The organism is Streptomyces sp. O3, from assembly GCF_054788135.1.
The window spans coordinates 23,226-37,918 of record NZ_JBTVYK010000032.1 but is presented as its reverse complement, the minus strand read 5'-3'; the positions used below and the strand labels follow the sequence as shown (position 1 = coordinate 37,918).

The window sequence follows — 14,693 nt, the reverse complement described above, 5'->3', positions numbered from 1 at the left end:
CGGTCCGGACCGGTGCGGGACGGTGCGGTACGGCCGCGACGCGGGCCCTGGCCGGATGCGGGACGGCCGCTGCGGGGGCGCCCGCGGGGGCCCGACGTGCTCAGAGGCGGGTGAAGCACCACACCCCGAGCAGCAGCGCTCCGGCTCCGGCGAGCGTGGCGAACGCCACGGACGCGGCCGGGTGCGCGCCCTGCGCGACAGGCGCGCGGTGCAGCACCCGTACGCCGGTCCAGAGCAGCAGTCCGGCCCCGAACAGCGCGAACACCACCCCCGCGAAGATCGCCGGTCCGCTCTCCAGGCCCGTTTCCATGCCGCTTCCTTCCCCCGTGCCCCCGCGTACGTCCTCGGAATACGTCCTCGGGCGGACGGTGGCACACCAGGGCGTCCACCGCGCGAACCTCGGGTGAACGCCGGGACTCGCGCCATGCGTGCCCAGGGGCTCAGAGCTCCAGGGGCTCCGTGAGGCCGTCCGCGCCGCCCGCGCCGGGCTCGACCGGCTCGAGGAAGCCCTGCTCGACGAGGAGCCGGATCTGCGCGGGCGAGCGGTCCCGCAGCCCGACCGGGTCCTCGCCGACCAGCTGGGCGATGGCGTCCAGGATCCGCCCCGCGCTCAGGCTGCCGTCGCACACGCCAGCGAAGCCCGCGCCGACCGTGTCCACCTGAGTGGCGCGGCGCATCCCGCGGTGCTGGCGCAGCACCACATGCTCGGGGTCCTCCGCGCCGGGCAGCCCGACCTGTTCCTGGACGACCTCGTCCGCGAGCTTGAAGTGTCCGGCGAGCAGCGCGGCGTCGTCGTGTCCGCGCAGGTAGTCCTGGCGTGCGAAGTGGGCCCTGACGACCTCGCCGAGCGGCTGTTCGACGGGGTGCGGCCAGTCCTCGACCGTGACGGACGGCTCCGGGGCGGCGGTCTTCCGGAGCGTGATCCAGCCGAAGCCGACGGCCTTGGTCTTGCGGGCCTCGAACTCGTCCAGCCAGGCGTCGTACCGCGCGGCGTACTCGGCGGGGTCCGTGCGGTGGTCTCCCGCGTCACGCAGCCAGAGCTCGGCGTACTGGGTGATGTCCTGCACCTCGCGCTGCACGATCCAGGCGTCGCAGTCGCGCGGCACCCAGGACCGCAGGCGGTCCTGCCACTCCTCCCCCTCGACGTGCTGCCAGTTGGCGAGGAACTGCGCGTACCCCCCTTCGTTCAACCGCTCCCCTGCCTGCTGAACGAGCGAGCGGCACAGATCGTCCCCGCCCATTCCGCCGTCCCGGTAGGTGAGCCGGGCGCGGGGTGAGATCACGAACGGGGGGTTGGAGACGATCTGGTCGTACGTGGCGTCGCCGACCGGTTCAAAGAGCGAGCCCTCCTTCAGTTCCGCGTCGGGGGCGCCGGAGAGCGCCAGGGTGAGGCGGGTGATGTGCAGGGCACGGGGGTTGGGGTCGGTCGCGGTGACGCGGGTGGCGTGGTGGGCGGCGTGCAGGGCCTGGATGCCGGATCCGGTCCCGATGTCCAGGGCGCTCTGCACCGGCGTACGCACCGTGATCCCGGCCAGGGTGGTGGAGGCGCCGCCGACGCCGAGTACGACGGACTGGTCGCGGCTGGCGATGCCTCCGGCGCCGCCGACCGCGCAGCCCAGGTCGGAGACGATGTACCAGTCCTCGCCGTCGGGCCCGCCGTACGGCCGTACGTCCACGGCGGCGCACAGGTTGTCGCCGTCGCTGGCGCGGGTGAGCCAGCCGTCGGCCAGGCAGGCGTCGACGGGCAGCACGCTCGCCACGCGCGCGTGGGCGACGGGCTGTTGCAGCAGGAAGAGGCGTACGAGGGTCTCCAGGGGGCCTTCGCCGCGGGTGGCCCGCAGGGCGGGCACCGTCTCGCTGCGGGCGAGCGCGGCATACGCGGAGGCGCCGAGGAGGTCGAGCAGTCCGTCGGCCGTGAAGTCGGCGGCGAGTAGGGCTTCCCGCAGCCGGGCGGTGCTGTCGGCGCGGTCGGTCGTGGGCAGGGTGGGCGTACTCACGGGGTCCATTGTCCTCCCGCCCGCCCAGGTGTGACCCCGTCCCCACGCCGATTGGCCGCCACGCGCGCGGGGCGGCCAATCGGGACGGCGTTCGCCGTGGCGCAGGAGCCGCCGGTGGCGCTACCGGCGCGCGGGTCACCGCTGACGCTACGGGCGCACGGGGTCGCCGCCAGAGCTACCGCACGCGGTCGCCGCGGGCGGTACGGGCGCGCACGGTCGCCTGCCGGATGACCGGCGCGCGGTCGTGCCGGTGCTTCCAGGGGCGTGCCGTGTGCCGCGGGCTACTCGTCGGCGGGCGACGACGGCGACGGGGTCTCCGCCTTGCAGTCGTCCTGCTTCGCGATCGCGTCGCCGACGTCTCCGGAGAGCAGCGTCTTCAAGGCGTCGTCCCCGTTCTTCTGGATCTTGCCGAGGTCGTCCGCGACTTCCTTCAGGCCGTCCGAGAACGCCTTCAGGCCGTCCGGGGAGTCGTCCTTGGTGTCCAGGCCGTCGATCTTCTTCTTGAGGTCCGCGTACGCCTTCGAGGCCGTGTTCAGGTCCTTGATGGCGTCCTGCTGGATCTTCTCGCCGTCGTCGACCGGCGGCGGTCCGGCCTCGTCCAGCGCGCTGGCGATGGCCTTGTCCGCGTCGGAGATGGCCTGGAAGGCCTTCGAGTCGGCCTGCTGGATCTCCGCGGGCTCACCGTCGGCGGCGGTCGAGACGATGGTGTGCTGCGCCTGCACACTCTTCTCCAGCTGTGGCTGGATCTGGCCGCACAGCGACTTCGCCCAGTCGTCGAGCTTGTTGTCGCCGTCGTCGCTGGTGCACCCCGACAAGGCCAGTACCAGTACCGCACCGCCGGACAGTGCGGCTGTGAGCTTCTTGTTCACCGGCTTGGTCCCTTCCATGGCTCTCGGCCCCCGGAACATACACGCCAACCGGGCGACAACCACGCGCCAGAGGTCCGTTTAATGCCGCATTAAAGCCATTTGCACCAAGCCGGGAGTAGCTCACGCAACACAAGACGGGCGGACGGCGCGTCAAGAAGCGCCGCCCGCCCGTCTGTTGAGCGGTGACCCGACAGGGTCAGGAAGCGGTCAGGAAATCACCGCCGACACCGACTCGGCCCGCTGGGACTCACCCCCGTCGCCGACGGCGATGCCGCGCCGCTTGGAGAGGTAGACCGCACCGGCGATGATCACGATCGCGAGGGTCGCGATCACCGCCCGCACGCCGACGCTCGCGTCGTCGCCGTAGCTGAACTGGACGACCGCGGGCGCGATGAGCAGCGCCACCAGGTTCATCACCTTCAGCAGGGGGTTGATCGCGGGACCCGCGGTGTCCTTGAACGGGTCGCCCACGGTGTCGCCGATGACGGTCGCGGCATGGGCCTCGCTGCCCTTGCCTCCGTGCGTGCCGTCCTCGACCATCTTCTTGGCGTTGTCCCACGCGCCACCGGAGTTGGCCAGGAAGACCGCCATCAGCAGACCGGTGGCGATCGCGCCCGCCAGGAACGCGGCGAGCGCACCGACGCCGAGCGTGAAGCCGACCGCGATCGGCGTCAGCACGGCCAGCAGCCCCGGCGTGGCCAGCTCGCGCAGCGCGTCCTTGGTGCAGATGTCGACGACGCGCCCGTACTCCGGCTTCTCGGTGTAGTCCATGATGCCGGGGCGCTCGCGGAACTGCCGCCGCACCTCGAAGACCACGGCGCCCGCCGACCGCGACACCGCGTTGATCGCGAGCCCCGAGAAGAGGAAGACGACCGCGGCGCCCAGCACCAGACCGACCAGGTTGTTGGGCTGCGAGATGTCCATGCTCAGGTTCATCTCGGTGGCCTTGGCGCCCACGTCGCTGACCGCCGTGGCGATCGCGTCGCGGTACGAGCCGAACAGCGCCGCCGCCGCGAGGACCGCGGTGGCGATCGCGATGCCCTTGGTGATGGCCTTGGTGGTGTTGCCGACGGCGTCCAGGTCGGTGAGCACCTGGGCGCCCGCGCCCTCGACGTCGCCGGACATCTCGGCGATGCCCTGGGCGTTGTCGGAGACCGGCCCGAAGGTGTCCATGGCGACGATCACGCCGACCGTGGTGAGCAGCCCCGTACCGGCCAGCGCCACCGCGAACAGCGCCAGCATGATCGACGTACCGCCGAGCAGGAACGCGCCGTAGACGCCGAGCCCGATCAGCAGCGCGGTGTAGACAGCCGACTCCAGGCCCAGCGAGATGCCCGCGAGTACGACGGTGGCCGGACCGGTCAGCGAGGACTTGCCGACATCCCTGACCGGGCGTCGGGTGGTCTCGGTGAAGTACCCGGTCAGCTGCTGGATCACCGCGGCCATGAGGATGCCGATGGCGACGGCGACGACCGCCAGAATGCGCGGATCACCGCTCTTGGCCTGGATCGCCGCGTCCGTGACGCCCTCCAGCTCGGCGTAGGTGCCGGGCAGGTACGCGAAGACCGCACCCGCGACCAGGACCAGGGAGATCAGCGCGGAGATGAAGAAGCCGCGGTTGATCGCGGTCATTCCGCTGCGGTCGGCGCGGCGCGGCGCCACCGCGAAGATGCCGATCATCGCGGTGACCACACCGATCGCGGGCACGATCAGCGGGAAGGCGAGTCCCGAGTCGCCGAAGGCGACCTTGCCCAGGATCAGGGCGGCGACCAGCGTGACGGCGTACGACTCGAAGAGGTCAGCCGCCATGCCCGCGCAGTCGCCGACGTTGTCGCCCACATTGTCGGCGATGGTCGCGGCATTGCGCGGATCGTCCTCCGGAATGCCCTGCTCGACCTTGCCGACCAGGTCGGCGCCGACGTCGGCGGCCTTGGTGAAGATGCCGCCGCCGACCCGCATGAACATCGCGATCAGCGCGGCGCCGAGACCGAAGCCCTCCAGGACCTTCGGCGCGTCGGCCGCGTAGACGAGCACCACACAGGAGGCGCCCAGCAGACCGAGCCCCACCGTGAACATGCCGACGACGCCGCCCGTGCGGAAAGCGATCTTCATGGCTTTGTGGGAGACCTCGGTGAGGTCCTTCGCCGGTTCGCCTTCGGCGGGTGTCGCTTCGCGGGCGGCCGCCGCCACCCGCACATTGCTGCGGACGGCTAGCCACATGCCGATATAACCGGTGGCCGCCGAGAAGAGCGCGCCGATCAGGAAGAAGATCGAGCGTCCGGCGCGCTGATTCCAGTCGTCCGCCGGCAGCAGCATGAGCAGGAAGAACACGACCACGGCGAATACGCCGAGAGTGCGCATCTGCCGGGCCAGATAGGCGTTCGCGCCTTCCTGGATCGCTGCCGCGATCTGTTTCATCTTCTCGGTGCCCTCGCCCGCCGCGAGAACCTGGCGCACCAGGACGCCCGCGACGACGAGCGCGGCGAGCGCGACCACCGCGATGGCGATCACGATGAGGCGGTTGTCGTCGGTCAGGACCGCGGCTGCGAGGGTTGAGGGGTGGTCAAACTGATGAGGGGTAGAAAGCCCCGCCATTCGTCCTCCTTGACGCTGGGGCTGAGCTCAAGATGTGGACGGATTGTAGGGAGCTTGACCTGATCAAAACAGGGCGCGGTAAACAGAATTGGCCTTGACCTGCTCCTCAGCAAATGATCCCGCCCGCAGATCGAACCCGAAAGTGGTAATGCCTCAAAAGCATTGACACTTGATCGTCAATCTATTTCCAATGATCTACGGCAGCAAAAAGGCCCTGCTCAGCAGGGCCTTAGGGGTGGGAGTCGGCGTCAGGGCGAGAGCCGGTGTCAGGGCAGCAGCGTCGCGGGGGCCGTCGGCCAGCTCATTTTGATCAGCCCGCCGCTCTCGTCGGCGCTGACCTCCACATCGTCGACGAGACCGCTGATGACGGCGAGCCCCATCTCGTCCTCGCCCTCGGACTCCAGGCCGTCGGCGGCGTCCGCCTGAGGGGCCGCGCCCGCGGCGCCATTGGAGTGCGGGGCCTCGTCGCCGACCTCGATGGAGAACTGCTTCTCCTCCTCGATCAGCGCCACCCGCACCGGTGCCAGCACGCCGTTGCTCTGATGCAGGCCGACCGCGCGGGTGCAGGCCTCGCCGACGGCGAGCCTGACCTCGTCGAGAACCGCCTCGTCCACCCCGGCCCGGCGCGCCACCGCGGCCGCCACCAGACGGGCGGTCCTGACGTGCTCGGGCAGCGCGCTGAAGCGGAGTTCCACGGTGGCCATGCATCCCCCTTGGACATGTGAGCGTGCTTTCAAGGGGCCGGGCCAACGGCCCGGTCCCCCCTGCTCCTGTCGCCCCGAGCTACCGGGCTCGGGGCTTCGGCCGTCAGTCGGTGGCCGACACCGCTTCATCGACCGAGGTGTGAATCGGGAACACCTTGGTCAGACCGGTGATGCGGAAGATCTTCAGAATGCGCTCCTGGTTGCAGACCAGCCGCAGTGAGCCCTCGTGGGCCCGCACCCGCTTCAGGCCGCCTACCAACACGCCGAGCCCGGTGGAGTCGAGGAAGTCGACACCCTCCATGTCCACGACGAGATGGAAGCTGCCATCGTTCACCAGCTCGACCAGCTGCTCCCGCAGCTTGGGCGCGGTATATACATCGATTTCGCCACCGACCCTGACGATCGTGCGATCGCCGACGGTTTCGGTCGACAGAGACAGATCCACGGAGCCTCCAGCACCTTGCTCTCGAGCAATCACCCCTCGGCTGCCTGAGCTTCAGGCCTGGGGGATCGCCAGCCGCGATGGCATTCAATCACTTAACGGCACGTGTGCACGACGCCTTCGGACCATTGTCCGTCACGCCGGTGACACACTCGATGCCGATGGCCAAGAATCACCGTCCCGATCCGACCCCGGCGGGCGACCGCGAGCACACCTCCCCGCGTACGGTCCTGGACCGGCTCACCGCGGGGGCGAGCCGGGCTTCGCGCATCACTCATACGGAGCACCTGCCCCCGCGGACGGGTCGCCATGCCGTCTGGCCCGACCGCATCCGCCCCGAGGTCATCGCCGCCGTCCAGAAGCGGGGCATCGAGCACCCCTGGGCCCACCAGGCGCTCGCCGCCGAGCACGCCCTGGACGGCCGGTCCGTGGTCGTCGCCACCGGCACCGCGTCCGGCAAGTCCCTCGCCTATCTGATGCCGGTGCTCTCCGCGCTCCTCGACGGAGCCGAGGCCCCCGCCCAGTGGACCCGGCAGCGCGAAGCCCTTCTCCGGGGCGGCGAGCGGTGGACGGGCGGGCGGGGCGCGACCGCGCTCTATCTCGCCCCGACCAAGGCGCTGGCCGCCGACCAGTGCCGGTCCGTGAAGGAGCTGGCCGAGCCCCTGGGGCACGCCGTCAGGCCCGCGGTCTACGACGGGGACACCCCCGTCGAGGAACGCGAATGGGTACGCCAGTACGCCAACTACGTCCTGACCAACCCGGACATGCTGCACCGGGGCATCCTGCCCTCGCACCCCCGCTGGTCCTCCTTCCTGCGCGCGCTGCGCTATGTCGTCATCGACGAGTGCCACACCTATCGCGGCGTCTTCGGCTCGCATGTCGCCCAGGTGCTGCGCCGCCTGCGCCGCCTCTGCGCCCGCTACGGCGCCGACCCGGCGTTCCTGCTGGCCTCCGCCACCGCCTCCGACCCCTCCATAGCCGCGGGCCGACTCACCGGCCTGCCCGTACAGGAGGTGGCCGACGACGCCTCGCCACGCGGTGAGCTGGTCTTCGCCCTCTGGGAACCGCCGCTCACCGAGCTGCACGGTGAGCAGGGCGCCCCGGTCCGCCGCACCGCCACCGCCGAGACCGCGGACCTGCTGACGGATCTGACCGTGCAGGGGGTGCGCTCGGTCGCGTTCGTACGCTCCCGCAGGGGCGCCGAACTGATCTCGATGATCGCCCAGGAGCGGCTCGCCGAGGTCGACCAGTCCCTGGTGAGCCGGGTCTCGGCCTACCGCGGCGGATACCTTCCCCAGGAGCGCCGCGCCCTGGAGCGCGCCCTGCATTCCGGCAGGCTCCTCGGCCTCGCCGCCACGACCGCGCTCGAACTCGGCGTGGACGTCTCGGGCCTGGACGCCGTGGTGATGGCGGGCTATCCGGGCACCCGAGCCTCACTGTGGCAGCAGGCGGGCCGCGCCGGGCGCACGGGACGCGGAGCGCTGGCGGTCCTCGTCGCCCGTGACGACCCGCTGGACACCTATCTCGTCCACCACCCCGAAGCGCTGTTCCGGCAGCCCGTGGAGTCCACCGTCCTCGACCCGGACAACCCGTACGTCCTGGCCCCGCACCTGTGCGCGGCCGCCGCCGAGCTCCCGCTCACCGACGACGACCTGGCCCTCTTCGGCCCCGCCGCCACCGGGCTCCTGCCGCAGCTGGAGACCGCGGGGCTGTTGCGCCGCCGCACCCGGACCTGGCACTGGACGCGCCGCGAACGCGCCGCCGACCTCACCGACATCCGCGGTGAAGGCGGCCGCCCGGTCCAGGTCGTCGAGTCCGGAACCGGGCGACTGCTCGGCACCGTCGACGCGTCCGCCGCCCACACGGCCGTGCACGACGGCGCGGTCCACCTCCACCAGGGCCGTACCTACCTGGTACGACGGCTCGACCTCGAGGACTCGGTCGCGCTGGTCGAAGAGGCCGATCCGCCATACTCGACCACCGCCCGCGACACCACCGCCATCTCCGTCCTGGACACCGACACCCAGGTCCCCTGGGGCGAGGGCCGCCTCTGCTACGGCTCCGTCGAAGTCACCAACCAGGTCGTCTCCTTCCTCCGTCGCAGACTCATCACCGGCGAGGTACTCGGCGAGACCAAGCTCGATCTGCCGCCCCGCACCCTGCGCACCCGTGCCGTCTGGTGGACGGTGACCGAGGACCAGCTGGACGCCGCCCGGATCAACCCGGAGCAGTTGGGCGGCGCTCTGCACGCCGCCGAGCACGCCTCCATCGGGATGCTGCCGCTCTTCGCCACCTGCGACCGCTGGGACATCGGCGGCGTCTCGGTCCCGCTCCACCCGGACACGCTGCTGCCGACGGTCTTCGTCTACGACGGCCAGCCGGGTGGCGCGGGCTTCGCGGAACGGGCCTTCCACACCGCCGTCGAGTGGCTCACCGCGACCCGCGAGGCCATCGCCGCCTGCGAGTGCGAGGCGGGCTGCCCGTCCTGCATCCAGTCGCCGAAGTGCGGCAACGGCAACGACCCGCTGCACAAGCGCGGCGCCGTACGCCTCCTCACCGAACTCCTCAAGGGAGCGCCGCACGCCTAGGGCCTGATGTGCGGGCGGGTCCTGGCCGCGCCCCGGCACGGTCGCCTGGTCGACGGCCGTGGCAGGCGCCGGGTCCGTCGCCGCGGCGGGTCCCGCGCGTGAGCGCACCGCCGAACTGAACGGCCCGGCACGCGCCCGTACCGTCACGTCGGCGATCTCCCCCTGGATCGTGCACCGCAGCACGTCGGCGCGCTGCGCCCGAGCCACCCGCGCGGCCCCCGCGCAGGCGGGGCCCTGGCCCCGCAGCGCGTGGTCGGCCGCCGCGAGTGCCGCCAGGTCCGCGGCACCGCCCGCCCGGTGCCGGGACAGGACCGCCTGGCCGAGCAGCAGCACCGCGCCGAACACGATGCTCAGCGCACCCGCCACCACGACCACCCATACGGTCGCCGACCCCCGGTCGCCGCCCCCTCGCATCCGCCCTCTCATGCGCCCTCCTCCGCTCGTCCTTCCGCCAGCGCGACCGCCTCGGACCGCAGGCGCAGGGCGAGCGCCCCTGGGCCGGGCGAGTCCACCGAGACCGACACCCGCACCAGATCACCCTCACGGCGTACCGCGACCCGTGCCCCGCGCGGCGCCGCCCGCTCCGCCGCCGCCACCGCCGCGCTCCGTGGCTCCTGCCGGGCCGCCGCACGGGCTCCGGCCCTGGCCGCGTCCACGCACTGGATCTGCGCCGAGGCGGCCATCAGCGCCCACACCAGCGCCATCGCGAGCAGCACCAGAGCCGGGATCACCGCGGCCGCCTCCGCCGTCACATAGCCGCCGTCCCCGCGCCCGCTCCTGCTCCTTCCTGCTCGGCCGCGCTCAGAACTGGACACCGAGTGCCTTCCCGATGACCCCTTCCAGCGCCGCCTTCACTCCGTCGCTGGTCACCACGCGGTAGAGCAACGCCGCGAAGCCGCAGGCCGCGACCGTGCCCAGGGCGTACTCGGATGTCGTCATCCCCGCGTCGTTCGCCCGCATCCGGGCCCGTACCCGCCTGAAGTACCTCATTCCAACCCCTCCGATCCGCGTTCACCGATCCGCGTTCACCGAATCCACTACCGATCCACGTCTGCCCTTGCGCCTCAGCCGCCCTCCAGCAGCCCGCCCGCCAGGCCGATCACCACCGGCACGATCCCGACCGCGAGAAACGCGGGCAGAAAGCACAGCCCCACCGGCGCGGCGATCACCACCGCCGCCCTACGGGCCCGCGCCGCGGCCGTACGCGCCCACGCGGCACGGCACTCGCTCGCCAGCAGCGCCATCTGCTCCGCTGCCGGAGCACCCGACGAGCCCGCCCGCTCAAGACAGCGGGCCAGTGGCCCGGCACCCGGTATCTCGCCCAACCACCGCCAGGCCCGCTCTGGTTCGCCCCCGAGGCGCAGCTCCGCCGCAGCCCGCGCCAGCCGCTCGCCGACCGGGCCTCGCAGCGAGTCTCCGACCGCCTCGGCCGCCGCGACCGGACCGGCGCCCGCCGCGAGGCACGCCGTCAGCAGGTCGGCGGCGAGCGGAAGCTCCCCCGGTGTCTCGTCACGGTTCACGGAGCCGTGCGGGTTCCGCCGCCGCCAGCGCCACGCCGCGTATCCCGCGCCCGCCCCAAGCGCCACCCCCACGACGCCGCCGACCACGGCGAATCCGGCGCAGACCGCGCCCACCACCGGCAGCCAGTCCCCCAGGGCTCCCCGCCACCGGGGCCGCCGCGGCACTCGGCGTTCCTGGCCGAAGATCCGTCGCAGCCTCAGCCGCGCCTTCCGTTCGCGCCGCCCCACCGTCGCCGCCCACACCACACAGACCACGGCGACCGCCAGCGGCACCGTCACCCCCAGCCTGTGGACAACTTCCGCACCCATCAGCCCCTCACCTCCGCACGCTCCACGCCCTGCACCCACGGCCCACACACGCCGCTCACCGCTCACCCCGCACGCGCCCGCCTAAGCTGGCTGCGCGCCTCGCACAATCCGCATCACCCACCACACCCCCAGCCCCTCCAACGCCCCGCCCACCAGCAGGCACCCCAGCCCCGCCGGGGTGTGCAGCAGCACGCCCAGCGGGTCGGCGCCGAGCGCGGTGCCCATGGCCAGGCCCACCGCGGGAAGCACCGCGAGCAGCACCGCCGTGGACCGTGCCCCGGCCAGCTGAGCGCGCAGGTCGGCACGCTGGTCGCGCTCGGCCCGCAGCGCCCTTTCGAGCCGACCGAGCCCCGCCGCGAGTCCGGCACCGCGGTCCACGGCGACCCGCCAGCACGCCGCGAGCCCCAGCAGACCGTCCGCGCCCGGCTCCCGCGCCGCCTCCCGCAGCGCGCCCGGCACATCGCCGCCGAACCGCGCGGCGGCCAGCACCGCCGCCTGAGCCGCACCGAGCCCGCCCGAGTCGCGAGCGGCGACGAGCAGCGCGGGGCCAGGCTGGCGCCCCGCTCGCACCTCCCCGGCGAGCGCCCCGCACAGCGCGATCACGGCATCCGCCCGCGCCTGACGCTCCCGCCGCCGCTCACGGGCCCGCAGCGCCCGCCCCGCCAGCGGCACCCCCAGGACGCCCAGGACCAGCGGCAGCACCGACTCCCCCAGCACGGCGACCGTCAACCCGGCCGCCGCGCACCACCATTCGCTCCGCGCGCGGGCCCGCAGCCAGCTCAGCCAGCGCTCCCACCCAGGGTCCTGAGCGGGCAGCGCCGAGCCGCCCGCGACGAGCAGCCGCGCCCGCCGCAGACTCCGGTCTTGTCCCGAGGTCAGCCAGAGGGCCGCCAGCCCCGCGCACACCGCCGCCGCGTACATCGGCCCCCCGGAAGCCAGCACGCCCGTCGTCACCAGGCACCCCCGAGAAGCCCGCGCAGCCGCTCCCAGCCCCGCCCGCGCACGAATCCCTCCGCGCCCCACCGCAGCGCGGGAACCGCCACCACCAGTCCCGATGAGTCCCGCTCCAGTACGTTCAGCTCGGCGACCCGACGTCGCCCCGCCCGATCCCGTACGAGGTGGAGGACCACCGAGAGTGCCGCCGCCAGCTGGCTGTGCAGGGCGGCCCGGTCCAGGCCCGCCGTCGTGCCCAGCGCCTCCAGCCGCGCCGGGACGTCGGCCGCGGCGTTGGCATGGACCGTGCCGCAGCCTCCCTCGTGGCCCGTGTTGAGCGCGGCGAGCAGGTGGACGACCTCGGCTCCCCGGACCTCGCCCACGACCAACCGGTCGGGCCGCATCCGCAGCGCCTGCCGCACCAGATCCCGCAGGTCCACCCGGCCCGCGCCCTCCTGGTTGGCGGGCCGGGTCTCCAGCCGCACCACATGGGGGTGCTCCGGCCGGAGCTCGGCGGAGTCCTCGGCCAGGACGATCCGCTCGTCCGGGCCCACCAGGCCCAGCAGGGCGCTGAGCAGCGTCGTCTTGCCCGAGCCCGTTCCCCCGCTGATCAGAAACGACGCCCGTGCCTCGACCAGCGCGCGCAGCACCCGGTCGCCGCCGGGCGGCACCGTCCCCGCGACGAGCAGCTCCGGGAGCGAGAACGCCCGCGGCCGCACCACCCGCAGCGAGAGGCAGGTCGAGCCGACCGCCACCGGTGGCAGGACGGCGTGCAGCCGCGTCCCGTCGGGCAGCCGTGCGTCCACCCAGGGCCTGGCGTCGTCGAGGCGCCGCCCGGCGACCGCCGCGAGCCGCTGGGCGAGTCGCCGTACCGCCTCCGCGCTCTCGAACGACACCCGAGTCAGCTCCAGGCCATGCCCCCGGTCCACCCACACCCGGTCGGGCGCCGACACCAGCACATCGGTCACCTCGGGGTCGGTGAGCAGCGGCTCCAGCGGCCCGCTGCCCACCAGCTCGGAGCGCAACTCACGCACCACTCCGAGGAGTTCCGAGTCGCCCAGCACCCGGCCCTGGGCCCGCAGCGCCTGGGCGACACCCGCCGGGGTCGGCTCGGCGCCGCTCTGCGCGAGCCACCGCCGGACCCCGTCCAGCAGCTCGGCGCCGCCCCGCGCCCCGGCGCTCATGACCCGCCCTCCACCGAAACCCGGCTCCAGAAGGCCGTACAGAACCGGGCCAGCGGGCCTCGCCCGCTTCCGGCCGGTGGCGTATCGCACCCCCACAGGCCGGGCTCCTGAGGCACTTCGCCGGCGAGCGGCAGATCGAGCAGCCGGGCCACCTCCGCCGCGTCGAGACCGCCCGCGAAGGGGCCGCGCACCACGGCCCGCAGGTCCCGCAGCACCATGCCCGCCGACGCGGCCACCCGCCCGGCCGCCGCCACCGCACGCAGCTCCGCGGGCACCACCAGCAGGCCGAGGTCGAGTTGGGCCAGCGCCTCAGCCGCCCCTTCGTCGACCCGGCGTGGGAGGTCGACCACGACCACTCCGCCGCGCCTGCGCGCCGCGGCGAGCACTGCCCGCATCGCGCCGGGCGGCACCACCACCGAGTCGCCGCGGTCCCAGCTGAGCACGCGCAGCGCGTGCAGTTCGGGCAGCGACTCCTCAAGCGCGCCGCTTCCGAGCCGCCCCCTGGAGTGGGCGAAGGCGGGCCATCTGAGGCCCTGGACGCTCTCGCCGCCGAGCAGCACATCGGCCCCGCCGCCCAACGGATCGGCGTCGATGAGCATCGTGCGGCGTCCGGCCCTGGCCGCGGTCACCGCGAGCGCGCAGGCCAGTGTCGAGGCTCCGGCGCCGCCGCGGCCGCCGATCACACCGACGGTCAGCGCCTGTCGTCCCACGCCCTCCGCCACGTCCGCGATGCGGTCCACCAGCCACTGTTCGGCGTCCGGCAGCCGCAGCACGTGGTCCGCGCCGATCTCCACCGCCCGCTGCCATACGGCCGGGTCGTCCTGGTCCCGTCCGACCAGGCACACCCCGCGTCTGCGCGCCGCCCCGCGCACGCGCGTCGCCGCGTCGTCCCCGACCAGCACCAGCGGAGCCGCCTCCCAGCTGCCTCTGCGCTCCGGCAGCCCGTAATGCACCTCGGGTCGCGCTCCCGCCGCGGCGCACAGCCGCAGCAGGTCGTCGAGCAGCTCGGCGTCCTCCGTGACGATCAGTGGTCCGCTGTGCCGCCCGGCCTCGGCCGTCAGCCGCTCGTCCGTGGTCGATCCAGTCATGACGCCCGCCCCCTCTCGCTCCGAGCCCGCGCCGGGCTCCCTCGTGAACTCGCGAATCCCACGCCCCGGACTTGGCCGAGAACATGGCGTGAACCCGACCGTGAACAGGGCCACGGCCGTGGACTCGACCGCGAACGGGCCGCGGTCGAGAAGTGGACCGCGGACTTCGCGGCCCGGAATCACCATGAGCGGAACCCGGAAATCATGTGGATCTTGGTCGAAATCTGTGGACAGCCAGGCGACTGTGGATATCCCGCTCACCCATCCCAGCGACATAGGCCGGACTTTCACAGCGCAGCACGATCACTACGCAGTGTGACAATCCCAAGTAGGCGAGGGGTGCCGCCGCACTCGCGGTCAGCACCGGCGTCAGGGCAAAAAAGAAGGGCCCAAACGGGCCCGGACATGCGACGACCCCCGCCGGGGGGGAGAGCGGGGGTCGTCCCCACGGTCCGACTCGGGGG

13 protein-coding genes and 1 pseudogene are annotated in these 14,693 nt (G+C 73.0%); 1 reads left to right on the top strand and 13 read right to left on the bottom strand.

Going from position 1 to position 14,693, the window contains the following annotated elements; all coding sequences use genetic code 11:
• Nucleotides 1–100: 100 nt before the first annotated feature.
• From ACX6XY_RS17690 to bldG, 6 genes are all read right to left on the bottom strand, one after another.
• A complete protein-coding gene (locus ACX6XY_RS17690) occupies nucleotides 101–298 on the bottom strand; it encodes a hypothetical protein (RefSeq protein ID WP_460331672.1) in 198 nt (65 codons plus the stop codon).
• A gap of 142 nt (nucleotides 299–440) precedes the next feature.
• Nucleotides 441–2,006: a DUF7059 domain-containing protein gene (locus tag ACX6XY_RS17685; protein WP_460331585.1), complete on the bottom strand. Its 1,566-nt coding sequence runs from the start codon at nucleotides 2,004–2,006 to the stop codon at nucleotides 441–443.
• Nucleotides 2,007–2,278: 272 nt separating this feature from the next.
• Nucleotides 2,279–2,884 (bottom strand): small secreted protein, encoded by a 606-nt coding sequence (locus tag ACX6XY_RS17680; RefSeq protein WP_460331583.1) that lies wholly within the window; start codon nucleotides 2,882–2,884, stop codon nucleotides 2,279–2,281.
• 189 nt (nucleotides 2,885–3,073) lie between these two features.
• Nucleotides 3,074–5,461, bottom strand: a complete 2,388-nt coding sequence (locus ACX6XY_RS17675; protein ID WP_460331581.1) for a sodium-translocating pyrophosphatase — start codon at nucleotides 5,459–5,461, stop codon at nucleotides 3,074–3,076.
• 266 nt (nucleotides 5,462–5,727) lie between these two features.
• A complete protein-coding gene (locus ACX6XY_RS17670) occupies nucleotides 5,728–6,165 on the bottom strand; it encodes an ATP-binding protein (protein WP_460331579.1) in 438 nt (145 codons plus the stop codon).
• A 103-nt stretch (nucleotides 6,166–6,268) separates the two neighbouring features.
• Nucleotides 6,269–6,610, bottom strand: coding sequence for an anti-sigma factor antagonist BldG (bldG, locus tag ACX6XY_RS17665; RefSeq protein WP_460331577.1), 342 nt, complete (start codon nucleotides 6,608–6,610; stop codon nucleotides 6,269–6,271).
• Between the two features lie 77 nt (nucleotides 6,611–6,687).
• Here bldG and ACX6XY_RS17660 point away from each other — a divergent pair, with 77 nt between their 5' ends.
• Nucleotides 6,688–9,195: a DEAD/DEAH box helicase gene (locus ACX6XY_RS17660; RefSeq protein ID WP_460331575.1), complete on the top strand. Its 2,508-nt coding sequence runs from the start codon at nucleotides 6,688–6,690 to the stop codon at nucleotides 9,193–9,195.
• A 147-nt stretch (nucleotides 9,196–9,342) separates the two neighbouring features.
• Here the strand turns inward: ACX6XY_RS17660 and ACX6XY_RS17655 are convergent.
• From ACX6XY_RS17655 to ssd, 7 genes and pseudogenes are all read right to left on the bottom strand, one after another.
• Nucleotides 9,343–9,609: pseudogene (locus ACX6XY_RS17655) on the bottom strand (Rv3654c family TadE-like protein); the annotation flags it as partial.
• An 8-nt stretch (nucleotides 9,610–9,617) separates the two neighbouring features.
• The gene (locus tag ACX6XY_RS17650) at nucleotides 9,618–10,010 is read right to left on the bottom strand and encodes a TadE family type IV pilus minor pilin (RefSeq protein ID WP_460331573.1); all 393 of its coding nucleotides are present in this window, start codon (nucleotides 10,008–10,010) and stop codon (nucleotides 9,618–9,620) included.
• Complete coding sequence (locus ACX6XY_RS17645; RefSeq protein ID WP_411061741.1) at nucleotides 9,997–10,185, bottom strand: DUF4244 domain-containing protein; 189 nt, start codon at nucleotides 10,183–10,185, stop codon at nucleotides 9,997–9,999. Before ACX6XY_RS17645 ends, ACX6XY_RS17650 begins: the two co-directional genes overlap by 14 nt.
• Nucleotides 10,186–10,259: 74 nt before the next feature.
• Nucleotides 10,260–11,024 (bottom strand): type II secretion system F family protein, encoded by a 765-nt coding sequence (locus ACX6XY_RS17640; RefSeq protein WP_460331571.1) that lies wholly within the window; start codon nucleotides 11,022–11,024, stop codon nucleotides 10,260–10,262.
• 81 nt (nucleotides 11,025–11,105) lie between these two features.
• Nucleotides 11,106–11,945: a type II secretion system F family protein gene (locus tag ACX6XY_RS17635; RefSeq protein ID WP_460331670.1), complete on the bottom strand. Its 840-nt coding sequence runs from the start codon at nucleotides 11,943–11,945 to the stop codon at nucleotides 11,106–11,108.
• A 29-nt stretch (nucleotides 11,946–11,974) separates the two neighbouring features.
• Entirely contained in the window at nucleotides 11,975–13,141 is a 1,167-nt protein-coding gene (locus ACX6XY_RS17630) for a TadA family conjugal transfer-associated ATPase (RefSeq protein ID WP_460331569.1), read from the bottom strand.
• On the bottom strand, nucleotides 13,138–14,229 hold the full coding sequence (ssd, locus tag ACX6XY_RS17625) for a septum site-determining protein Ssd (RefSeq protein WP_460331567.1): 1,092 nt from the start codon (nucleotides 14,227–14,229) through the stop codon (nucleotides 13,138–13,140). Before ssd ends, ACX6XY_RS17630 begins: the two co-directional genes overlap by 4 nt.
• Nucleotides 14,230–14,693: the final 464 nt, after the last annotated feature.

Bases quoted from the DNA above. Each gene is read 5' to 3' on its own strand.
- ACX6XY_RS17685 (WP_460331585.1), bottom strand. From the start codon at position 2,006: ATGGACCCCGTGAGTACGCCCACCCTGCCCACGACCGACCGCGCCGAC.
- ACX6XY_RS17680 (WP_460331583.1), bottom strand. From the start codon at position 2,884: ATGGAAGGGACCAAGCCGGTGAACAAGAAGCTCACAGCCGCACTGTCC.
- ACX6XY_RS17675 (WP_460331581.1), bottom strand. From the start codon at position 5,461: ATGGCGGGGCTTTCTACCCCTCATCAGTTTGACCACCCCTCAACCCTC.
- ACX6XY_RS17670 (WP_460331579.1), bottom strand. From the start codon at position 6,165: ATGGCCACCGTGGAACTCCGCTTCAGCGCGCTGCCCGAGCACGTCAGG.
- ACX6XY_RS17660 (WP_460331575.1), top strand. From the start codon at position 6,688: ATGGCATTCAATCACTTAACGGCACGTGTGCACGACGCCTTCGGACCA.
- ACX6XY_RS17645 (WP_411061741.1), bottom strand. From the start codon at position 10,185: ATGAGGTACTTCAGGCGGGTACGGGCCCGGATGCGGGCGAACGACGCG.
- ACX6XY_RS17640 (WP_460331571.1), bottom strand. From the start codon at position 11,024: ATGGGTGCGGAAGTTGTCCACAGGCTGGGGGTGACGGTGCCGCTGGCG.
- ACX6XY_RS17635 (WP_460331670.1), bottom strand. From the start codon at position 11,945: ATGTACGCGGCGGCGGTGTGCGCGGGGCTGGCGGCCCTCTGGCTGACC.
- ACX6XY_RS17630 (WP_460331569.1), bottom strand. From the start codon at position 13,141: ATGAGCGCCGGGGCGCGGGGCGGCGCCGAGCTGCTGGACGGGGTCCGG.
- ssd (WP_460331567.1), bottom strand. From the start codon at position 14,229: ATGACTGGATCGACCACGGACGAGCGGCTGACGGCCGAGGCCGGGCGG.